The organism is Paractinoplanes polyasparticus, assembly GCF_019710575.1.
In the GTDB taxonomy this organism is placed as follows: domain Bacteria; phylum Actinomycetota; class Actinomycetes; order Mycobacteriales; family Micromonosporaceae; genus Actinoplanes; species Actinoplanes polyasparticus.
The window spans coordinates 1-19,973 of record NZ_JAHWFK010000018.1 but is presented as its reverse complement, the minus strand read 5'-3'; the positions used below and the strand labels follow the sequence as shown (position 1 = coordinate 19,973).

Sequence of the window (19,973 nt, the reverse complement as noted above, 5' to 3'; positions counted from 1 at the left end):
GGATCAGGCGCCCCAGCCGTTCACGGTGTCGGCCATGCGAGCCACGAAGCGGGATCCGGCCGGGGTGAGGCGGTCGCCGGAGCGCAGGGCGTCGATGGCTTCGGCGGTCCAGTCGCGGTACATCCGGAACAGCTCGCGGTTGTCGCGGCGGCGCCAGATGTCGGCCACGGCCAGATGGGCGTACGCCCCCTGCAGGGCCGCCTCGACCGGGCGGGGGTCGGACCGCCAGCCGACGCGCAGCCGCTCGCCCGCCGCGTCCTCGGGCACCAGGTCGATCAGGTCGAGCACCGCGCCCAGCTTGGTGTGCTGGAACTCGTGGACGAGCAGCACCGCCACCGCGGCCGGGTCGTCGGCGCGGGCCAGGCCGAGGGCGCCGAACGCGTGCCGCGACGTGGCGCTGCGCAGGGTGCCGTCGGGCGCGGGAGCCAGCGGGACGATCACCCGCAGGCCCTGGCGCAGACCGTCGAGCTGCTCGGGGGCGTCGGCGGCGAGGTGGCCCCAGGCCCGCTCCAGCACGGCCGACCAGCCGCCGGCGGCCTCGGCGTCGAGGTGCTCGGCCGCGGCGTGCTCGAGGCGGTCGCGGTAGGGGTCGGCGTCCTCGAGCAGGATCCGCGTGCCGTCGACCGTGACCCACCGGGCGGCGTGCCAGCCGCTCCGGTTCCCCGGCACCTGCGTCCGGCCGCCCGGCCAGCGCAGCGTGAACCCGCCCGGCCCGGGGACCACCGTGACCTCGGCCGCCGGCGCGGCGAAGAACCCGACCGTGGGCAGGTGGATGCGCCCGCCGTGGGCCCGCACCGGCACCTCGACCTCGATGCCGGCCCGCACGGCGACGGCCGCCGCGATCGCCGCCGCCCAGTCCGGGTCGCAGTCCGACCCGCCGCCGTCGAGGCAGCTGACCGCCCACGACCGCACGAACGGATGCCGCAGCACCTCGTCGAAGACCTCGGGCGCGCGCCGTTCCAGCTCGGCCAGCAGTTGCCCGCCGGCCGCCGTCTCCCCCACCACCTCGCCCACCAGGGCCCGGTTCACGGCCAGCTCGGCGTCGGCCAGCAACGCGACCGTGGCCGCGTCGCCGTAGCCGTAACCCAGACCGTCGAAGGCGTCCGCCGGGAGCGCGCCGAGGTCGCCCGCGACCGGACCGGGATGCTCGTTGATCGCGATGATGAGCTCCTTGAGGTCGTCGCAGTACACCGAGGGGTTGTCGAAGCCGTTGCGCGCGCTCCAGCGGTGGGCGGTCAGGCCGCCGCCGCACTGGCGCACCACCTCGCAGGCGCGGCAGGTGGCCGACAGCGCGGCCAGTCCGGACCGGCGGCGGCGCATCGCGGGCAGCCCGGTCACGTCGTCGGCCGACGCGTCGAACACGGTCAGGCCGGTGGCGCCACCGCCGGGCTCGGTGGTCTTCATCGAGTCGGGTTCCTCCCATGCCCCGTCCGTCTCGATCACCACCACGTCGCCGTCGTCCAGGCCGACCGCCTCGGTGCCGGTCGGGCCGCCCAGGCCCAGGGACCGGATCGAGTCGAACAGCCGGACCGGGACCGGGCGGCCGTCGGCGGCCCAGCGCTCGTGGAAGGCGCGCAGCCACGCCCCGACCGGCGCCGGGGGCTGATCCCAGGTGGCGTGCGGCAGCAGCAGGTCGATGCGGGGCGGGCGCTCGGCCAGCAGCGCCTCGTAGACCGCCTCGGGCTCGTTGGCCGGGTCGACCGTGCACAACAGACCGGCGTAGAGCGGGCGGTACCGGGGCCGGCGCAGCAGGTGCAGGGCGCTGAGCACCCGCGTGTGGCTGGAGGCGCCGTTGCGGTAGCGCCGGTGCCGGTCGTTGTCGGCCCGGCCACCGTCGAGCGACACCCCGACCCGCACCCGATGTTCGAGCAGCAGCTCGCAGGTCGCGGCGTCCAGCCGTACGCCGTTGGTCTGCATTCGCAGGTCGAGCTCGCACACGCCGCTGATCGTGCCGCGCAGTTCCTCGAGGACGCCGCGCAGCCGCCGGACGCCGAGCAGCAGAGGCTCGCCGCCGTGCAGAACCACGCCCACCCGGGCCAGGCCGTGCCGCGCGGCGTGCTGGGTGATGCGACCGGCCGCGGCGCGCACCGTTTCCGGCGCCATCGCGACGGGACGCCCGCGCCAGGACTGGTCGGCGTGCTCGTAGATGTAGCAGTGATCGCACGCGAGATCGCAGCGGCTGTGGACCTTCAGCACGAAGTGGCGCAGCGGGCGCCACAGGCCGTCCACCTGAGGGTCAGATCCCCGACGAGAAGGGCGTCACCTCGGAACGGTCCCTGGACCGATCCAGCTGGACTATGCGCCGCACGATGGTCGCGGAGGCGGCGCGTCCGATCTGGTCGATGGGGCTCCGGCGGGCCTCGTCGAGCGGGCGCGGAGCGGGTGATTTCGCGGTAGGCAGCGGCACGTCACGTCCCCCAGATCCCGGGCTTCAGGCACCCGAAGCATAGACAACACCTGAGGTCATGTCACGGGCACGCTCAGTGCCGACTGGGGCCCAGCACGCGATAGACGGAGGTCTTCTCGAGGACGCGCGGCTCCTCGACGTCGCCGTCGCACAGCAGGGCCACCGGCTGGCGGGGCAGCCCGGAGACGGTGTCGGGCATCCAGCCGACGACCAGCCAGACCTTGTCGCCGGCCGGAGAGGCGCCGAGCTCGCGCAGATAGAGCGGAAAGTGCTGCGGGATCACGCCTACCGACGCTACAGCTTCTCCCGGGCCCGGCGACGTGTGTTGAACACTTCCGCCGGGATCATCACCGGTTCCGCGCCGGAGGTGATCCGGTCGAACAGGGCCACGTCGACCTCGTCGTCCGGGCCCGGCATCGGATCCCAGGCGTCCCACGGCAGACCCTCGAAGCCGGCCCGGGCCGCCTGGTCGAGGACCACTGAGCGCGCTACGAACCACTCTCCCCGCAGTTCCTCCTCGCCGCTGAAACCGAAGCTGCCGGGGTCGGCCGTCCCGGCCCGGATCGAACGCCAGGCGTCGGAGCCGACCACGAACCGGTCGCGGGGCACGTCGAGCGGGTCGAAGTCCAGCTTCAACGCCTCGCGCTGGAGGGCGTCGATCTGCGGGTCGGCCAGCCGCCACCGGTCGCCGTCGCGCAGCTCCACCACCCAGTGGTCCTCGTGGAAGCCGTCCAGGAAGTAGGTGGCGAAGCCGGCCCGGGCGCGGGCGTCGACGCCGTGCGCGCGCAGCATCGCGGCCGTGACCACCGAGAAGCTGCGGCACATGGTGGCCACCCGGTCCGCCGGTTCGCGGGCCTCGCCGAGCGGCCGATCACCGGCGGCGTCGAGCAGTTCCTCCGTACGCCGGAGGTTGGCGGTCTCGGGATGGGCGACCTTCACCCCGTACCGCTCGGCCCAGCCCTCATGGATGAACAGCCCCTGCACGGTGGCGACGATCGAGGCGAGGTCACCCGGCAGCCCGGCCACCGCGTCCGCGTGGCGTCCGAGATCGGTCATCGTTGATTGCGTCATGTCTCGACCCTGCCGACTGACACAGTGTGAGGGTCAAGCCCGGCGGCGAAGTTTCACCGTGTTGTCGGAGCGTTCGTGCGCGACCCCGTCGATGATGTGCTCGCGCGGGTGCACCTCGGCCAGCAGCACGTCCCAGCCCTCGTCGAGCTCCAGCCGCTCGATCACCTGGTCCGGGCCGGGCAGTTCGGGCGCGTTCTCGTGCTCGGGGCGGCGCACCGGTCCGGTGTCCATGTGTCCCTCGATCAGCAGGATGCCACCCGGCGCCACCGCGGCCGCCGCCCGGCGCAGGATGCTCTCCCGGTCGAACTCGCCCCAGAAGTGCAGGAACTGCGCGCTGACCAGGTCGTACATCCCGTCCGGGAAGTCGTTGAGCAGGTCGTGCTTGCGCCAGTCGACGCTGACCCCGGCATCATCGGCGTGCTCCTGGGCCCGGGCGAGAGCCACCCCGGAGATGTCCACGGCGGTCACCCGCCAGCCCCGCTTCGCCAGCCAGATCGCGTCGCCGCCCTCGCCGCACCCCAGGTCGAGGGCCGTGCCGGGCGGCAGGTCGCCGACCTCGCGCACCAGCACGACATTCGGCTTGCCGCTCCAGATGCGGGTGTTCTCGTTGTACCGGGCGTCCCACGCTTGTTCGTCGCTCATGCGCCCAGCCTGCGGCACACCCCGGAACACGCCAATGAAACTTGCCGGAACGGCAAAGTCAGCCGGCGCGGCGGCGGGCCCGTCGCGCCGCCAGCTCGTCGCCGGCGGCCGGCTCGGGCTCGGCGCCGAGCGGCACCGGGCCGCCCGCGGGCTCGGCCGGCAGGTGGGACAGCGAGCCCTGGATCTCCTTGAAGGCGCCGCCGATGGCGATGCCGAACACGCCCTGACCGCCCTGGAGCAGGTCGACGACCTCTTCCGGCGAGCGGCACTCGTAGACCGTGGTGCCGTCGGAGATCAGCGTGATGCCGGCCAAGTCGTCGACGCCGCGCGAACGCAGCGCCTCGATCGCCCGGCGGATGTTCTGCAGCGAGACCCCGGCGTCGAGCAGGCGCTTGACCACCTTGAGGACCACGAGGTCGCGGAAGGAGTAGAGCCGCTGGGTGCCCGAGCCGGACGCGTCGCGGATGCTCGGGACCACGAGCGTCGTGCGCGCCCAGTAATCGAGCTGGCGGTAGCTGATGCCCACCGCCTGGCACGCCGTGACTCCGCGATAACCGACCGAGCCGTCCTCGCCGACGAGGGGAGCATCTTGTTCAAGAGGCTGCTCGTGCACGCGACCACCTCCCCGCTGCGCGGTGCCGCCGCTTCACCTGGACTTCACGAGCGTATATCTCAGCGCCCGCGGAAACAGAGAAGTAACGCGGCGACACGCCGCGCGGGAGCGAGGCAGTTGTCGATCACTCAGGTGGTTTCTGGCTGCTTCTGATCAGACGCGAAGATCGACGGCGAGGATCAGCCGGCGAAGTCTTCGGGGCGCACCTGGTCGAGGAATTCGCGGAACTTCTCGACCTCGTCCTCCTGCTCGTCGGGGATGACGATGCCGGCCTCGGTGAGCACCTGCTCGGCGCAGCGGATCGGCGCGCCGACCCGCAGCGCCAGCGCGATCGAGTCGCTCGGGCGGGCCGAGACCCGCACGTCCTCGCCGATCAGCAGGTCGGCGTAGAAGACGTTGTCCTTCAGCTCGGTGATCTCGACCGCGGTCAGCGGCGCCTCGAGCGCCGTCAGGATGTCGCGCAGCAGATCGTGGGTCAGCGGCCGGGCCGGTTTGACACCCTGTTGCTCGTACGCGATGGCGGTCGCCTCGACGGCGCCGATCCAGATGGGCAGGTAGCGATCACCGTCCACCTCCCGCAGCAGGACGATCGGCTGGTTGCTGGGTAGCTCCACCCGAACTCCGACCACGCTAAGCTCGCGCACAGCCCCGCCTCCGTGTCGTTCTCGCCCCGCATTTGCACCTCACCTGCACGTTACACGCACGGAGTGAGCTTCCCACCGCTGCGGCATACCCCTAAAAAGCGCCTCAACGCCCGAGTTCGCTCCGCAGTCCGGCCCGGACCAGAGCGGCGTGCAGACGCTGCGAGAGCGCCTGCAGTTCGCGGGCGGTCTCGTTGGCCCGGGCACGCGCGGCCGGGTCGCTCTGCCGCACCAGCGGCGCCAGCAACTGCGTGAACAGGCCGACCTCGCGGTCCGAGGCGGCCCGGAACCCGCGCAGGTGGCGCAGTTCGAGCCCGTACCTGGTCAGACCGACAACCGCCGTCACGATGACCACGGCGTCGCCGTCGTACCAGCCCGGCGGCCGCGCGGTGACCAGGCCCATCCGCTCGAGCTCGTCGAGAACCTCGGCGGTGGCGCCCGTGCGTTCCATCACATCCTCCCGGGGAACCCGGGTGTCTGACGGATCGGCCGCCTTCTCGGCGCCCACGGCGACCAGAGCCGGGCGGCTGGGCGCCACCGGCTCGGACTCCATCTGTTCCAACTGCTCGCGGATGACCCGCAACGGGAGGTACTGGTCGCGCTGCGCCGTCAGCACGAAACGCAGGCGCGCGATGTCGTTCCACGAGTACTTGCGATACCCGGAGGCGGTGCGCTGGGGATCGACCAGCCCCTCCGCCTCCAGGAACCGCAATTTGGAGATGGTGGTGTCGGGGAACTCGGTGCGCAGATGGGCCAGCACCTCCCCGATGCTCATCAGCGCCTGCTCACGCCCGCCCTGGGGGCGCGAGGCCCCCGGGTCGCGTGCCGCCGCCCCCGACGCGTTCACTGCTAGTTGCCCTCTCCCTCGGGCCGCGGGCCGGCGATGAACACCAGCCGGAACTTGCCGATCTGGACCTCGTCGCCGTTGCTGAGCGTGGCCGCCTCGACCCGCTCGCGGTTGACGTACGTGCCGTTCAGCGAGCCCACGTCGCGCACCGTGAAGGTGCCGCCGTCGCGGTGGAACTCGGCGTGGCGGCGGGACACCGTCACGTCGTCGAGGAAGATGTCACTGTCAGGGTGTCGTCCGCTGGTCGTCACGTCGTGGTCGAGCAGGAAGCGTGCACCCGCGTTGGGACCCCGGCGCACCACCAGCAGCGCCATCCCGGGCGGGAGCGAGCCGGACATGCGGCTCGGCACCACGTCGGTGTCGGGACCCTCGAGCACCTCGTCGAGGGCTCCGAGGTTCAGCGTGGACGTGACGTCGAGTGGGGGGAACTCGTCGTCTGGGCGCGTCATGGACCACCTCGCGGATCAGTTGGTCGTCGCCTCGCGGCACGGGTCTCCCCCGCCGCAGCCGGAAGGCTTGGACGCACGACTATCGGTTTTCTATAGGCATAACAAACGTGGTGCCCCGCGAGCCTAGTCAGCGCCAATATCGCGGGGCAACCGGACACACTGACTTGCGTCAGCTCTCCGTCAAAGCTTTGTATGCGTTCGCGTCGAGCAGCTGCGCGACCGCATCCGGATCGGCCGGCGCGATTTCCACCAGCCATCCGGCCGCATAGGGCTCGGCGTTGATGAGCTCCGGCTCGTCGCCCAGCGAAGCGTTCTTGGACACCACTGTGCCGGAGATCGGCGCGTACAGCTCGGAGACGCTCTTGGTCGACTCGACCTCGCCGAACGTCTCGCCCGCCGTCACCTCGGTGCCCTCCTCGGGCAGGTCGACGAAGACGATGTCGCCCAGCGCGTCCTGCGCGAAGTGGGTGATGCCCACGCGCACGGGCCCGCTGCCGTCTCCGGCCACCCACTCGTGTTCAGCCGTGTACCGCAGGTCCTCAGGAATCACGCGTTCTCTCCCGTTTTCATCAATCCCCGGCGCACCTTTCAGGACGCCGGCCGTGCGTATTGCAATGTCGTGGCGTCACGCACCGCGGTCACTTCGACCAAGGTCCGTTGTTCCAACGTCACGCTACCGCCGCCGGAGTTCACCGACGCGACCACCCCGCCGGGGATCTGCAACGCGGTCTGCATGACCTGAGGCACCCCGATCACGGTCAGAACGTACGGCCCGGGCAGCTGGTCGCCGTCGACGATGATGCCGCCGCCCTCGGCGTCCACGAAATAGCTGGACGCCACGATCCGGACGGCCTTGCCCCCGGCCCCGGCGATCTGCATGACCTCGCCCCCGGCGCCGCGCAGCTCCTGCACGGTGTTGAGGATCGCCGAGGCCTTCACCCCGTCGATCACGATCCGCAGACCCGGCCCGCGGCCGGCGACCGTTCCGGCCAGCAGTCCCAGCTCGTCGGCCCGCTTCTCGGCCTCGGCGAGCGCCGCCTGCCGGCCCGCCACCCCGGAGGTCAGCTGGCGCTGACTGGTCTCCAGGGCGCTGATCTCGCTCTGCAGCCGGCTGTCGCGCGCCTCCAGATCGCTCAGGATCCGGACGAGGTCCTCCTGCCGGGCGCCGGCCAGTCCGTCGTCGCCGTCGTTGCTGCGCAGCTGCACCACCAGCGTGAAGCCGAACAACGCCAGCAACGCGAGGATCAGCAGACCCGCCGGGCTCGACGGGCGCTTGCCGAGCAGGCGCAGGATGCCGGCCTTCGGTGGCGGAGCTTTTTCTGGTACGACTTCTGGCCGCTCAACCGTGGGCGGTGCGTCCGCCCGCAGGTCGTCACCCGGCGCTGCGTCCATCGGCGCACTCACGTGTATGTCAGTGGCCGGCGCTGCCGTAGGCGGCGGATTCACGCGTGCGTCGTCGGCCGGCGCCGCTGTGGGCGGGACGGCCTCGGCCGGAGTCACCGGTTCGGGTGACGCCGACGGCAGGGACAGCCGCCGCGTCGGGCCGTCGAGATCGATCGTCGTCGGGTCGAGCAGGGCCTTGCGTGGCGTCTCCACCGTCGGCCCCTCGCTGTCGGCGCCCAGCAGCTGCGTGACCTCGTCGGCCTCGTTCTCGACGGGCAGCGGCTCACGGCCGGCCGTGGGCATGCCCGGCTCGGCGTCGTGCTCGTGCTCGCGCTCGTTCTTGTCGGTCATGCCGCTCACGCCCGGAACAGGTGCCGGCGGATCGCCGCCACATTGCCGAAGATGCGGACGCCGAGCACGACGACGACGCCGGTGGACAGCTGCGTGCCCACCCCGAGCTGGTCGCCGAGATAGACGATGAGGGCCGCCACCAGCACGTTCGAGATGAACGAGACGACGAACTGCTTGTCGTCGAAGATGCCGTCGAGTTTGGCCCGCACCCCGCCGAACACCGCGTCCAGGGCCGCCACCACCGCGATCGGCAGGTACGGCGCCAGCTCGGGCGGCACGGTGGGATGGAACACGATGCCCAGGGCGACACCGGCGATCAGGGCAAGTACGGCGATCATCGGCCGCCTTCCGACGATGGGCGGGACGACCCGGCCGGGGTGGACGGCGAGCCGGAGGGAAAGGTGGAGGGGGCGGACGGCGGGGCCGACGGCGCGACGGACGGTTCGGCGACCCGCAGCTTGAGCTCGGTCGCCGCCTCCAGCCGCAGGTCCTCGGCCGGGCGGGCGTCGAACGACATCCCATACTTGGCCGCGAGCTGCTCGAAGAACCGGCCCGCGTAGCTGTCGTGGAAGTCGCGCGCGAGCTCGTCCGGGCCGATCGCCGACACCTCGTACGGGGTGGTGACCGGGCTCAGGTCGACCAGGATCGCCTCACCGGCCTGCCGGATCGTCGACGTCGCGGTCAGCCGCTGCCCGTTGACCGCTATCGCCTCGGCCCCCAGCGACCACAGGGCGTTGGCGGCCAGCTGCAGGTCGGAGTCCTTGACCCGGGCCGCGGTGTTGCGCTCGCCGGTGACCGGGTTGATCGGGGTCGGCCCGTCGGCCACGGTGATCCTGGCGCCCGAGCCTCGCACCGGCGCCAGCCCCGTCGCGGCCTCGGTGTCCTCGATCTTCCGGGCCGCCTCGCCGCCGAGTTCGCGCTCCCGCAGCTGCGACACCTCGCCGGCCAGACGGTCGGCGCGTTGCTGCAGCTCGGTGGTGGTCTCGCGGCGGTTCTTGACCTGGTCGATCAGCTCGGCGCGGGCCGTGGTGCGGGCCGGCTCCTCCGCGACGGTCTGCTGATACGCCACGACCAGCAGGAAGCCGAGCACCACGAGGGCCACCGCGAGCGACGCGCTGCGCAGCGCCTTGGGGGTGCCGGTGGGCTCGCCCTCACGCTGTTTGCGAGCCGCGGCGTCGGCGTAGCCGGGGTCGAGCGGGTTGCGGAACAACTCGGTGAGGAAGTCGGGCGCGTAGACCCGCTTCGGCGGCTGCACCTCTTCGCCCTTCTCGCCGGGCGGGTCGGTCATCAGGCCGCCGCCCGGGAGGCCCGCACAAGCCGGGTCGCCTGCAGCAGATAGAGCACGCCGGCGGCCCAGTACAGGCCGAGCGCCCACCAGGCGAGCCCCCAGCCGAGGGGTCCGGCCCACGGGTCGATCGACGGCACGGCCCGAGCCAGCAGGATCACCGGGAACGCCGCCAGCAGCACGAACGTGCCGGTCTTGCCGACGTAGTGGACGGGCGGCGGGCCGTACCCGTGGCGCCGCAGGACCAGCAGCGCGATGCCCAGGACCAGCTCGCGCAGCAACAGAGCGCCGGTCAGCCAGTACGGCACCACGCCGCGCACGGTGAAGCCGATCAGCGTGGCCAGGATGTAGAGGCGGTCGGCGAACGGGTCGAGCAGCTCGCCGAGGCGGCTGACCGAGTTCATCCGCCGGGCCACGAAGCCGTCGACCCAGTCCGTCGTGCCCCCGACGGCCAGCACGATCACCGCGGCCACGTCGTGCTGCGGACCGAGCAGCAGATAGAGGAAGAGCGGCACGCCCAGCAGCCGGATGAAGCTGATGACGTTGGGGATCGTCCAGATCCGGTTGGAGGGGGCGGAAACAGTGGACGGCGCAGGCTGCTGCGACATCGCGACTTCCTCTCCCCCTCAGGCGCCGGGCTTCCCGGCAGCATCCCCGGCGAGCGGCACGGCACTGCCCGGATGCATGCGTCCCCCGACGCCCGGACCCCCGACCGGCCACTCGCGGAGCAACTATAACGAGCTTCAGAATCACAGTCGCGGACCCGTCACGTGTCGCACACCGCGTGCGCCGTCCTAGGAACCTAGTTCATTATCGCCGGACTTCCCAGCGCGGTTGCTCCGGCGTGTCGTTGTGGACGACGACATCGGCCCGCTCGGCCGGGCGGACCGTGTCGAGGTAGTGCTGCTGCGAGGGCCGGTAACGATGGTGGAACCGTCGCTCGACCACACTCGTCGAGCCGTACTCGGCCCGGTCGCGGATCCGCGCACGGTCGAGCGTGACCTCGAACGACGTGGAGACGAGCAGCCGCAGGTCCCACCGGTCGTTCAGCTCCGGGCGCATCAGGAACACCCCGTCGAACAGCAGCACGGCATCGGGCGCGGCCTCCCGGAAGGGCAGGTTCACCGGGACATCGGTGGCCCGGTCCCGGATCGCCGGCTGATACCGCCGATCACCACCGGGGCCGAGCGGTCCGAGCAGCAGCCGGTGCAGGGCGTCGAAGTCGAAGGAATCCTGGTAGTTGCTCTCGACCGAGAACTCGCCGCGCCGGTAGCGCTCGGCCCGGGGCCGCAGGAAGCTGTCGATCGACGTCCGGATCACCTCTCGGCCTCGCGCGCGCAACACCCCGGCCAGTTCATCGGCCAGCGTGGTCTTGCCTGCCGCGGGCCGTCCGTCGACCGCGACCCGCGCCGGGTGCGGCCGGGTCACCGCTTCGGCGAGGTCGGCCAGGTGGGTGAGCAACTCGTCCCGCGTTCCGCTGATCATGCCGCGCAGCCTAGGTTCCCCGGTAAAGGGTGCCACCGGTTGTCAGGTTTTGCCGCGAGCATGGCTCTCATGGCAGAACAACCGTTGCAGGGCAAGGTGGCACTCGTCGCCGGGGCGACCCGGGGCGCCGGACGTCAGATCGCGGTGCAGCTCGGAGCGGCCGGCGCGACCGTGTACGCGACCGGGCGCAGCACCCGGGGCAAGCGCTCGGAGATGAACCGCCCGGAGACCATCGAGGAGACGGCCGGCCTGGTCACGGCGGCCGGCGGGCAGGGCATCGCGGTGGCCGTCGACCATCTGGTGCCCGAGCAGGTCGGCGAGCTCGTCCGGCGCATCGACCGCGAGCAGGGAAAGCTCGACGTGCTGGTCAACGACGTATGGGGCGGCGATCCGCTGGCCACCTGGGACAAGCCGGTGTGGGAGCAGTCGCTCGAGAAGGGTTTCCGGCTGCTGCGGCTGGCCGTCGACACGCACATCGTCACCGCCCATCACGCGATGCCGCTGCTCATCCGGCAGCCGGGCGGCCTCGTCATCGAGGTCGGCGACGGCACGACCGCGTACAACGAGAAGAACTACCGTCTGTCGGTCTTCTACGACCTCGCCAAGTCGAGCGTCAACCGGCTGGCGTTCGCGTGGTCGCAGGAGCTGGCGCCGCACGGCGGAACCGCGGTCGCGCTGACACCGGGCTGGTTGCGCTCGGAGATGATGCTCGACGTCTACGGCGTCACCGAGGAGAACTGGCGCGACGCCACCGCGAAGGAGCCGCACTTCGCGATCTCCGAATCCCCGGCATACGTCGGCCGGGCCGTGGCCGCCCTCGCCGGCGACAACGACAAGGCCCGGTGGAACGGCAAGTCCGTCTCGAGCGGCGAGCTGGCTCAGGTGTACGGCTTCACCGACCTCGACGGCAGCCGGCCCGACGCCTGGCGCTACCTGGTCGAGGTGCAGGACCCCGGCAAACCGGCCGACGTGACCGGTTACCGGTAGAGCGTGCTGGTCCTCTCCGCGGCGGAGGCCATCCGCGACCGAAGCGACGGCGGTGACAGCACCTCCACCTCCGGTCCGAGCCGCAACATGTACGTGTAAGCCACGTCGAGCGATTCCACGGGGAGCCTGGTCCGGACCCAACCGTCCGGGCCGGGCTCGTCCGTCACCGCCGCTTGCGCCGCGACCTCCTCCACCGCGAACCGCAGCAAGCGGAGCCCGTCGGGCGACAGCCGGATCGTGATCTCATCCCGCAGCATCTGCCGGACGAACTCGACCGCCCGGGCCGCCCAGAACGAGGGCAGGTCGAACCCGGGGTCGCGCTCGAACGTCCGCCCGGTCGGCGTCACCTCGGTGATCCGGTCGACCCGATAGGAGCGCAGGGTCTCCCCCACCCGGCCGACCAGGTACCAGACGCCGTTCTTCAACACCAGGCCGTACGGTTCGACCGTCCGCGTCACCTCGTCGTGGCGCTTGTACCGCAGGGTGAGTTCCAGGTCCTGCCACACGGCCTGGGCCAGCTCGCCCAGCACGGGCGGCGTCTGCGGGTCGTGGAACCAGCCGGGGGCGTCGAGGTGGAACCGCTGCCCGGCGATCGACGACGCGTCGCGCAGCCCCGGCGGGAGGGCCGCCAGCATCTTCAGCTGCGCCGTGCGGGCCGGCTCGCCCAGCCCCAGCTCGCGGGCCGGACCGGGCAGCCCGGCCAGGAACAACGCCTCGGCCTCGGCCCGGGACAACCCGGTCAGCCGGGTGCGGTAGCCGTCGACCAGCTGGTAGCCGCCGGTGCGGCCCTGGGACGCGTAGACCGGCACCCCGGCCGACGACAGTTCGACGACGTCGCGATAGACCGTGCGTTCCGAGACCTCGAGCTCAGCCGCGATCTCGGCCGCCGTCATCGTGCCGCGCGACTGCAGCAGCAACACCAGATTGATCAGTCGCGCGGCACGGATGACGGATCAGCGCCTTCCGCGCCGGGCCCGCACGTAGTCGTCGACCACGTACCGCCCCAGCTCGTCGGCGTCCGGGCTGAACACCCGGCCGCCGTTGCGTTCGGCCACCGCGGCCACGAACCTCTGCAGGCCGTCGTCCTCGCCCAGCATGAAGAAGTTGAGCGTGGCCCCGAAGCGGGTCAGGTGGTCGACCTCACCGATGGTGGCCCGGATCGTCTCGGGCAGCGGCGGCCACCAGAACATGGCCTCCCCGTCCGGTTCGAGGTGGGCCGTGGGCTCGCCGTCGGTCACGACCAGCACCACCGGCTCGGCGCCCGGGTGCCGGCGCAGGTGCCGGCCCGCCAGCTTGAGCGCGTGCTGCAGGTTGGTGCCCTTCTCGGCCGTCGGGTCGATCGCGGCCAGTTGCCCCTGCGACAGCGCGTTGGCGTACTTGCCGAAGCCGATGATCTGCAGCGAGTCCTGCGGGAACTGGGTCGCGACCAGGTGCGACAGGGCCAGCGCGGTCTGCTTCATCGGGCCCCAGCGGCCGTCGGCGTACATCGAGTAGGAGAGGTCGACGCAGAGCGCGACCACCGCCGACGCCCGCCGCTCGGTCTCGGCCACCTCGAAGTCGTCGGGCTCGAGGCGTACGGGCAGCACGCCCACGCCACCCCCGGCCGCCTGCCGCCGCACCGCGTTGCCGATCGTCCGCACCACGTCGAGCGGCTGCTCGTCGCCGAACTCCCAGCGCCGCGACGAGCCGATCAGGTCGCCCGCCGCGCCCGCGTCGCGCAGGTCGTGCTGCCCCTGCTTGCGGCCCGACAGATCGTCGAAGACCTGGGCCAGCGCCGTACGGCCGAGCCGCCGCAGCGCCTTGGGCGAGAGCGTCAGCCCCTCGGAGTCGCGGGTGACCCACCCCTGCCGGCTGAGTTCGCGTTCGAGCTCGCGCAACCGGCGGACGTCGTCGGCCGCGCCCCGGCCGAGCTGGCGCTCGACCATCTCGACGTCCACGTCGTCGAGCGTGGCCCCCGGGTGCTCCTGCCCGAGCTGGTCGAGCAGCTCGTCGAGCTCGCCGATCTCGCCCAGGGCGGCCGCCGCGTCGCCGTAGCCCAGATCCTGCGGACCCCGCATGCGCTCGCCGCGACCCCAGTTGAGGTTGGGCCGCAACGCCCGCAGGTTGTCGGTCAGCTCGCCGAGCTGACCGCGCAGCGGCCCGTCGCCCAGCGCCTGGTCCATCAGGCGTGACAGCTCTTCCTGCTGCTGCGGCGACAACGATCGCATCAGCCGCTCGGCCGCCGCGGCCTGACGGGCCAGGGAGTCGATCAGCTCCTCGACGTTGCTCGGGTTCTCCGGGAAGAACTGGCCGTGCTTGGCCATGAACTGCTGGAACGCGTCGGACGTGTCCTCGCCGCGGGCGTGCTTGGCCAGCAGGTCGTTGAGGTCGGACACCATCTCGGAGACACCCTCGAGGTCGCCCTGCTGCAGCGCCTGCTTCATGCCGGCGAACCGCTGCTCGACCACCTCGCGGCGCAGACCGTCGAGGATCTGCTGGTAGAGCTGCTGGGCCTCGGACGACGCCCACTGGTAGTCGGACAGTTCCTCGACCGCGCGCGACGTCGAGCGCGGCAGGTTGTCGAGCACGGCCTCGCTGAACCGGGCCGCGTCGTCGTCGCGCCGGGTCAGCTCGTCGCGCTCGGCCGCGAGGGCCTGGTCGAGCAGCTGCTGGGCCCGGGTGACGGCGCCGTCGAGGTTGCCCCGGCGCAGCGCCTCGCGGCGCAGCCGGCGGGCCCGGTCGCGCAGAGCGTCGAGCCCGCGGCCGTCCTGCGGGCCCCGGCGGACCAGGTCACGCAGCACGTCGCGCAGGCTGTCGCCGGCCAGGACGCGCTCGCCGACCTCGTCGACGGCCGCCCGCACATCGTACGGCGGGGCGAGCGGGTCGGGCCCGTCCCGCCACGCGCCGTACCTGAATCGCCCTGAAGCCATGATCAGCTCCCGTACAGAGTGCGGCCGTCGTCGGTCATCTCCTTGGCCAGCCGCCTGGTCAGGTGAAGCCCCTCGAGCACGAACTCGATGGCCGACGCCGCCTGGCCCGGGGAGGGCGCGTCGCCCAGGCCGAGCCGGTCGAGCACCTTGGCCAGCCCCGGGACCGTGCCGATCTGGCCCAGCAGCTCGTCGGCGCTGACCAGGTCGCCGGTCTCGATGATGGCGCCCTCGGCCACCAGGTCGGTGAAGCCGGACAGGTCGAGACCGGCCAGCCGGTCGCGGAACGTCTCGGCCGTGGCGACCCGCAGCAGGTGGGCGAGCACCTCGGTCTCGCGCCCCTCCTCGCCGCTCTCGAACTCGACCTTGCCGCGCAGCGTGGACGTCACCGAGACCGTGTCGCAGACGCGCGCCACAGCCTCTCTTTCCTGCCGCAGTCCGCTGCGCCGCAACGCGGAAGCGGCCGTGGTCTCGGCGCCCGCGATGGCGAACCGCGCCGAGATGCCCGACCGCGCGTCGACGGCCGGCGACTCGCGCACCGCGCGCGTGTAGCGGGCCAGCACGTCGATCAGGTGTTCCGGCACGGCCGCCACCAGCGCGGCCTCCTGCCGGATGAGCTCGGTCTCGAGCGACAGGTCGACCGGGTAGTGGGTGCGGATCTCGGCGCCGAACCGGTCTTTCAGCGGCGTGATGATGCGGCCGCGGTTGGTGTAGTCCTCGGGGTTGGCCGAGGCCACGAGCAGCAGGTCGAGCGGCAGGCGCAGCTGGTAGCCGCGGACCTGGATGTCGCGTTCCTCGAGCACGTTGAGCAGCGACACCTGGATCCGCTCGGCCAGGTCGGGCAGCTCGTTGACGGCGAAGATGCCCCGGTTGGTGCGCGGCACCAGCCCGAAGTGGATCGTGTCGGGGTCGCCCAGGGCGCGGCCCTCGGCGACCTTGATCGGGTCGACGTCGCCGATCAGGTCGCCCACGCTGGTGTCGGGGGTGGCCAGCTTCTCGCCGTAGCGCTCGGAGCGGTGCAGCCACCAGATCGGCAGCAGGTCGCCGGTTTCCGCGACGAGCCGCCGGGACGCCGGGGTGAGCGGGTGGTAGGGGTGTTCGTGCAGCTCGGAGCCGGTGATGACCGGCGTCCACTCGTCGAGCAGGTCGATCAGGCCGCGGATGAGGCGGGTCTTGCCCTGGCCACGCTCGCCCAGCAGGACCATGTCGTGCCCGGCCAGCAGGGCCCGTTCGACCTCGGGCAGGACGGTGTCGTCGTAGCCGACGATGCCGGGGAAGCGCGGCTCGCCCGAACGCAGGCGGGCCAGCAGGTTGTCGCGCAGCTCTTCCTTGACGGTGCGGAACTCGTGGCCGGAGGCCCGCAGCTCGCCCAGGGTGCGCGGAAGGTCGGAGGGCGGTGTGATCGCGGTTGGTGCATCTGTCACCGCACGAACGCTACTCCGGCCCTGTGACAATCTGCCGCCGCTCGCCCGGCGGGAACAACCGCCGCACCGCGGCCACGACCGCCGCGCGACGTTCGGCCGTCTCGGGCCGGACCGGGGTGACGCCGGACTGCCCGGCCCAGGCCATGGCGATCTGATTGACGAACATCAGGATGTCGACGGCGTCCCAGCCCGGATCCAGCTGACCGTCCGCCTGGGCCTGCCGGAGCGTTTCGATCTTGCGGCCCATCGAGGTGCGCAGCGGGTTTTCGGCCGGGTCGTCGGCCGGGTCGTCGGCCGGCAGTTCGAGCTGGCCCCACATCATCAGGCGGTACTGCTCCGGGTGGGTCGTGAAGTAGTCGTAGACGCGACCGGCGTACTCGGGAAGGTCTTGCGGGTCGAGCCGGGTGGCCTCGGCGATGGCCGTGAGTTCCTGCGCGGCGACGTGCCGGTAGAGCGCCTCCTTGCCGCGGTAGTACGCGTAGATGCGCTCCTTGCTGGTGCGTGCCTCCTTGGCGATGCGCTCGACACGCGCGCCGGCGATGCCGTGCCGGGCGAACTCGGCCGTGGCCGCGGCGACGATGCGCTCCTCGGTCGAGTCCATGGTCACAAGATTACGGCCGGCTTGGCTTCGCCGGGATCGCGGGCTAACGTCAAACCGAACCGTTTGGTTTGACTACTTCCTCAGGGAGATGACCGTGCAGCAACGCACTCTCGGCACGCAGGGACTCACCGTCTCGGCCCTCGGCTACGGCGCCATGGGCATCAACCTCGCCTACGGCCCCGGCGACGAGCAGCAGGGCATCGCCGCCATCCGCAAGGCCCACGAGCTGGGCGTCACGTTCTTCGACACCGCCGAGCTGTACGGGTGGGGTGAGAACGAGAAGGTCGTCGGCCGGGCCGTCAAGGACTTCCGCGACGACATCGTCATCGCCACCAAGTTCGGCTTCACCCACGACTTCGGCTTCGACAGCCGCCCTTCGCACATTCGTGAGGTCGTGGACAACAGCCTGCGTTACCTGGGCGTCGACACGATCGACGTGCTCTACCAGCACCGCGTCGACCCCACCGTGCCGATCGAGGACGTCGCGGGCACGGTCAAGGAGTTCATCGACGCCGGCAAGGTGAAGTACTTCGGGCTCAGCGAGGCCGGCCCGTCCACCATTCGCCGGGCCCACGCGGTGCAGCCGGTCTCGGTGCTGCAGACGGAGTACTCGCTGTTCGAGCGCGACGTCGAGCAGCTGTTCCCGACACTGCGCGAGCTGGGCATCGGGTTCGTCGCCTACTCGCCGCTGGGCCGAGGCTTTCTCACCGGCGCGGCCCAGCCGGCCGCCGCGTACGACGAGAGCGACATGCGCCGCCACGACCCGCGCTGGCAGCCCGGCAACTACGAGAAGAACCTCGACGCCGTACGGCGCCTGGGCGATCTCGCCGCCGCCCGGGGCGCCACCGTCTCGCAGCTCGCCCTGGCCTGGCTGCTGGCGCAGGGCGACGACATCGTGCCCATTCCCGGCAGCCGCAGCGTGGCCCGGGTCGAGGAGAACCTCGCCGCCGCCGGCCTGTCGCTGTCCGCCGACGACCTCGCTGCGATCGCCGAGATCCTGCCGTCCGGTGGGGTGGGCGCCCGGTACGCGGGCGACATGACCCCGACCTGGGTCTAGGTTCGGTGTGTGCCACACCCTTGGCAGCGCCCGGTCAGGGGCGGCAGGCTGACGGCATGACTGTGGTGCGACGGTACGTGGCCTTCAGCGACAACCCGGCCGGCGGCAACCCCGCCGGCGTGGTGCTGGACGCGGCCGACCTGGACGACGCGACCATGCTGAAGATCGCGGCCGACGTGGGTTACTCGGAGACGGCGTTCGTGACGAGGACCCTGGGCGAGCGGCACCACCGGGTGCGGTATTTCAGCCCGCTCGCCGAGGTCCCGTTCTGCGGCCACGCCACCATCGCCACCGGGGTGGCCCTGGGCCCCGGCGAACACGTCTTCACCACCAAGGCGGGCGAGGTGCCCGTCGTGGTCGCGGACGGCCAAGCCACTCTGACCAGCGTCGCCCCGACCATCGACGAGCTGCCCGACTCCACCCTGGCCGCGTTGCTGACCGCCCTGCGCTGGTCGGCAGACGACCTCGACCCGGCCCTGCCCCCGCAGGTCGCCTACGCCGGCGCCTACCACCCGATCATCGCCGCCAACTCCCGCGACCGGCTCGCCCGCCTCGACTACCACTTCGACGCGCTGAAGAGCCTGATGGAGGCGCGCGGCTGGACCACGATCCAGCTGGTCTTCCGCACCGGCGACGACAGCTTCGACGTCCGCAACCCGTTCCCGGTCGGCGGGGTCGTGGAAGACCCGGCTACGGGGGCGGCTGCGGCGGCGCTCGGTGGTTACCTGCGGGCGCTGCGGCTGGTCGGGCCGGATTCGACCTTGCATCTGCGTCAGGGGGACGACCTTGGGCGGCCCAGTCGGCTGACTGTCACGTTGGTTCCCGGGGATCCGGGGGTTCGGGTCAGTGGGGGTGCTGTGGCGCTCGATTAGGGGGTCTCTGTCGGCGCTGCCCTTTCCCTGGGCGGGCGGCTGGGCTTCGTAGTTGGTGTCCGTGGGCGCCGTGGTTGGGCGGGTGCCGCCAGACGGGGGTCTCGCGGTGGGTGGGCTGCTTGCCAGGCTCTGGGCGTAGTGGTCGCCGTTGCTGCCGCAGTTCCGGTCGTTCTCTGGCCGGGCGGCTGACCAGGCGAGCGGCGCCGTGGTTGGCGTCGGTGCCGTCAGATGCGGTCTTCGGTGGCTGGGCGGCTGAGCAGGCGAGCGGCGCCGTGGTTGGCGTGGGTGCCGCCAGATGCGGTCTTCGGTGGCTGGGCGGCTCGCCAGGCCTTGGGCGTCGTGGTCGCTCTCGCTGCCGCCACTTCCGGTCGTTCTGTGGCCGGGCGAGCGGCGCGGTGGTTGGCGTGAGTGCCGCCAGCTGCGGTTCCGCTGTGGCCGGGCGGCTGACCAGGCAAGCGACGCCGTGGCCGGCGTGAGTGCCGCCAGATGCGGTCTCGATGTGGCCAGGCGGCTCGCCAGGCGAGGAGCGCCTTGGTTGGGGTGAGTGCGGCCGGATGCGGTCTTTGTTGGTTGGGCGGCCCGCCGGCCCTGGGCGCAGCGGCTGGCCTCACTGCCGACAGTTGCGGCCGGGCTGCTCCCCGCCCCTGGAGTGGCGACGCCCTCACTGCCGTCTGTTGCGGGTCTGCGGGCGGGGCGGCTGGTTGTCGGGCGTGTGAGTGCTGCGGTCGCCTTGCTGTCGGGCGGTTTCGCTGAGTGGGCCGAGACGGCAGGTCTGCGGGAGTCACTTCGGCCGGAGGAAGACTGGCAGTCGTCGTTGCCGCGTTGCCGAGAGCTTCGCGCGGCGGGGAGAGCTTGTCGCCCGGCACGGTCGGCTGCGGCTGCGGCTGCGGCTGCGGCTGCGGCTGCGGCTGCGGCTGCGGCTGCGGCTGCGGCTGCGGCTGCGGCTGCGGCT

General features: G+C 71.8%; 22 protein-coding genes. 3 read left to right on the top strand and 19 right to left on the bottom strand.

Going from position 1 to position 19,973, the window contains the following annotated elements; all coding sequences use genetic code 11:
• Window positions 1-3: 3 nt before the first annotated feature.
• The 14 genes from KXC43_RS18940 to KXC43_RS18875 form a co-directional block, all read right to left on the bottom strand.
• On the bottom strand, window positions 4-2,229 hold the full coding sequence (locus KXC43_RS18940) for an FxsB family cyclophane-forming radical SAM/SPASM peptide maturase (protein WP_221377414.1): 2,226 nt from the start codon (window positions 2,227-2,229) through the stop codon (window positions 4-6).
• 251 nt (window positions 2,230-2,480) lie between these two features.
• The gene (locus KXC43_RS18935) at window positions 2,481-2,690 is read right to left on the bottom strand and encodes a hypothetical protein (protein WP_221377413.1); all 210 of its coding nucleotides are present in this window, start codon (window positions 2,688-2,690) and stop codon (window positions 2,481-2,483) included.
• A gap of 11 nt (window positions 2,691-2,701) precedes the next feature.
• Window positions 2,702-3,478: a transglutaminase-like domain-containing protein gene (locus tag KXC43_RS18930; RefSeq protein ID WP_221377412.1), complete on the bottom strand. Its 777-nt coding sequence runs from the start codon at window positions 3,476-3,478 to the stop codon at window positions 2,702-2,704.
• Window positions 3,479-3,511: 33 nt separating this feature from the next.
• The gene (locus tag KXC43_RS18925; RefSeq protein WP_221377411.1) at window positions 3,512-4,120 is read right to left on the bottom strand and encodes a class I SAM-dependent methyltransferase; all 609 of its coding nucleotides are present in this window, start codon (window positions 4,118-4,120) and stop codon (window positions 3,512-3,514) included.
• 58 nt (window positions 4,121-4,178) lie between these two features.
• Window positions 4,179-4,733: a MerR family transcriptional regulator gene (locus KXC43_RS18920; protein WP_221377410.1), complete on the bottom strand. Its 555-nt coding sequence runs from the start codon at window positions 4,731-4,733 to the stop codon at window positions 4,179-4,181.
• 179 nt (window positions 4,734-4,912) lie between these two features.
• Complete coding sequence (locus KXC43_RS18915) at window positions 4,913-5,377, bottom strand: bifunctional nuclease family protein (RefSeq protein WP_221377409.1); 465 nt, start codon at window positions 5,375-5,377, stop codon at window positions 4,913-4,915.
• A 103-nt stretch (window positions 5,378-5,480) separates the two neighbouring features.
• Window positions 5,481-6,149, bottom strand: coding sequence for a transcriptional regulator FtsR (ftsR, locus tag KXC43_RS18910; RefSeq protein WP_221377408.1), 669 nt, complete (start codon window positions 6,147-6,149; stop codon window positions 5,481-5,483).
• Between the two features lie 74 nt (window positions 6,150-6,223).
• A complete protein-coding gene (gene odhI / locus KXC43_RS18905) occupies window positions 6,224-6,670 on the bottom strand; it encodes an oxoglutarate dehydrogenase inhibitor Odhl (protein WP_203813631.1) in 447 nt (148 codons plus the stop codon).
• Window positions 6,671-6,839: 169 nt separating this feature from the next.
• Window positions 6,840-7,220 carry a glycine cleavage system protein GcvH gene (gene gcvH / locus KXC43_RS18900; protein ID WP_221377407.1) on the bottom strand — a complete coding sequence of 127 codons (381 nt, stop codon included), beginning with the start codon at window positions 7,218-7,220 and terminating at the stop codon, window positions 6,840-6,842.
• Between the two features lie 38 nt (window positions 7,221-7,258).
• Window positions 7,259-8,404 (bottom strand): DUF881 domain-containing protein, encoded by a 1,146-nt coding sequence (locus KXC43_RS18895; protein WP_255644347.1) that lies wholly within the window; start codon window positions 8,402-8,404, stop codon window positions 7,259-7,261.
• A 5-nt stretch (window positions 8,405-8,409) separates the two neighbouring features.
• Window positions 8,410-8,742: a small basic family protein gene (locus KXC43_RS18890; protein ID WP_221377406.1), complete on the bottom strand. Its 333-nt coding sequence runs from the start codon at window positions 8,740-8,742 to the stop codon at window positions 8,410-8,412.
• Window positions 8,739-9,692 carry a DUF881 domain-containing protein gene (locus KXC43_RS18885; protein ID WP_221377405.1) on the bottom strand — a complete coding sequence of 318 codons (954 nt, stop codon included), beginning with the start codon at window positions 9,690-9,692 and terminating at the stop codon, window positions 8,739-8,741. The genes KXC43_RS18890 and KXC43_RS18885 overlap by 4 nt, the downstream gene beginning before the upstream one ends.
• Complete coding sequence (clsA, locus tag KXC43_RS18880) at window positions 9,692-10,297, bottom strand: cardiolipin synthase ClsA (RefSeq protein ID WP_221377404.1); 606 nt, start codon at window positions 10,295-10,297, stop codon at window positions 9,692-9,694. Before clsA ends, KXC43_RS18885 begins: the two co-directional genes overlap by 1 nt.
• Before the next feature lie 202 nt (window positions 10,298-10,499).
• Complete coding sequence (locus tag KXC43_RS18875) at window positions 10,500-11,174, bottom strand: nucleoside/nucleotide kinase family protein (RefSeq protein WP_221377403.1); 675 nt, start codon at window positions 11,172-11,174, stop codon at window positions 10,500-10,502.
• Window positions 11,175-11,243: 69 nt separating this feature from the next.
• Between KXC43_RS18875 and KXC43_RS18870 the strand changes: the two genes are divergently transcribed.
• Window positions 11,244-12,161, top strand: coding sequence for an SDR family oxidoreductase (locus KXC43_RS18870; protein WP_221377402.1), 918 nt, complete (start codon window positions 11,244-11,246; stop codon window positions 12,159-12,161).
• Here the strand turns inward: KXC43_RS18870 and KXC43_RS18865 are convergent.
• Genes KXC43_RS18865 through KXC43_RS18850 form a run of 4 tightly spaced genes read right to left on the bottom strand, consistent with a single transcriptional unit; the run spans window position 12,152 to window position 17,092 of the window.
• On the bottom strand, window positions 12,152-13,081 hold the full coding sequence (locus KXC43_RS18865; protein WP_498370564.1) for a helix-turn-helix transcriptional regulator: 930 nt from the start codon (window positions 13,079-13,081) through the stop codon (window positions 12,152-12,154). The two genes, KXC43_RS18870 and KXC43_RS18865, sit on opposite strands and share 10 nt — an antisense overlap.
• Before the next feature lie 33 nt (window positions 13,082-13,114).
• Window positions 13,115-15,070 carry a VWA domain-containing protein gene (locus KXC43_RS18860; protein WP_221377401.1) on the bottom strand — a complete coding sequence of 652 codons (1,956 nt, stop codon included), beginning with the start codon at window positions 15,068-15,070 and terminating at the stop codon, window positions 13,115-13,117.
• Between the two features lie 2 nt (window positions 15,071-15,072).
• Window positions 15,073-16,491, bottom strand: coding sequence for a sigma 54-interacting transcriptional regulator (locus tag KXC43_RS18855; protein ID WP_221377400.1), 1,419 nt, complete (start codon window positions 16,489-16,491; stop codon window positions 15,073-15,075).
• A 10-nt stretch (window positions 16,492-16,501) separates the two neighbouring features.
• On the bottom strand, window positions 16,502-17,092 hold the full coding sequence (locus KXC43_RS18850; protein WP_221377399.1) for a TetR/AcrR family transcriptional regulator: 591 nt from the start codon (window positions 17,090-17,092) through the stop codon (window positions 16,502-16,504).
• 94 nt (window positions 17,093-17,186) lie between these two features.
• Here KXC43_RS18850 and KXC43_RS18845 point away from each other — a divergent pair, with 94 nt between their 5' ends.
• Entirely contained in the window at window positions 17,187-18,149 is a 963-nt protein-coding gene (locus KXC43_RS18845; protein WP_308129143.1) for an aldo/keto reductase, read from the top strand.
• A 56-nt stretch (window positions 18,150-18,205) separates the two neighbouring features.
• Window positions 18,206-19,021 carry a PhzF family phenazine biosynthesis protein gene (locus KXC43_RS18840; RefSeq protein WP_221377397.1) on the top strand — a complete coding sequence of 272 codons (816 nt, stop codon included), beginning with the start codon at window positions 18,206-18,208 and terminating at the stop codon, window positions 19,019-19,021.
• Window positions 19,022-19,245: 224 nt separating this feature from the next.
• Here the strand turns inward: KXC43_RS18840 and KXC43_RS18835 are convergent, their stop codons facing one another.
• The gene (locus tag KXC43_RS18835) at window positions 19,246-19,383 is read right to left on the bottom strand and encodes a hypothetical protein (RefSeq protein ID WP_221377396.1); all 138 of its coding nucleotides are present in this window, start codon (window positions 19,381-19,383) and stop codon (window positions 19,246-19,248) included.
• Window positions 19,384-19,973: the final 590 nt, after the last annotated feature.

Bases quoted from the DNA above. Each gene is read 5' to 3' on its own strand.
- odhI (WP_203813631.1), bottom strand. From the start codon at position 6,670: ATGACGCGCCCAGACGACGAGTTCCCCCCACTCGACGTCACGTCCACG.
- KXC43_RS18870 (WP_221377402.1), top strand. From the start codon at position 11,244: ATGGCAGAACAACCGTTGCAGGGCAAGGTGGCACTCGTCGCCGGGGCG.
- clsA (WP_221377404.1), bottom strand. From the start codon at position 10,297: ATGTCGCAGCAGCCTGCGCCGTCCACTGTTTCCGCCCCCTCCAACCGG.
- KXC43_RS18890 (WP_221377406.1), bottom strand. From the start codon at position 8,742: ATGATCGCCGTACTTGCCCTGATCGCCGGTGTCGCCCTGGGCATCGTG.
- KXC43_RS18885 (WP_221377405.1), bottom strand. From the start codon at position 9,692: ATGACCGACCCGCCCGGCGAGAAGGGCGAAGAGGTGCAGCCGCCGAAG.
- KXC43_RS18895 (WP_255644347.1), bottom strand. From the start codon at position 8,404: ATGACCGACAAGAACGAGCGCGAGCACGAGCACGACGCCGAGCCGGGC.
- KXC43_RS18930 (WP_221377412.1), bottom strand. From the start codon at position 3,478: ATGACGCAATCAACGATGACCGATCTCGGACGCCACGCGGACGCGGTG.
- KXC43_RS18875 (WP_221377403.1), bottom strand. From the start codon at position 11,174: ATGATCAGCGGAACGCGGGACGAGTTGCTCACCCACCTGGCCGACCTC.
- ftsR (WP_221377408.1), bottom strand. From the start codon at position 6,149: ATGAGCATCGGGGAGGTGCTGGCCCATCTGCGCACCGAGTTCCCCGAC.
- KXC43_RS18860 (WP_221377401.1), bottom strand. From the start codon at position 15,070: ATGGCTTCAGGGCGATTCAGGTACGGCGCGTGGCGGGACGGGCCCGAC.
- KXC43_RS18925 (WP_221377411.1), bottom strand. From the start codon at position 4,120: ATGAGCGACGAACAAGCGTGGGACGCCCGGTACAACGAGAACACCCGC.
- KXC43_RS18840 (WP_221377397.1), top strand. From the start codon at position 18,206: ATGACTGTGGTGCGACGGTACGTGGCCTTCAGCGACAACCCGGCCGGC.
- KXC43_RS18850 (WP_221377399.1), bottom strand. From the start codon at position 17,092: ATGGACTCGACCGAGGAGCGCATCGTCGCCGCGGCCACGGCCGAGTTC.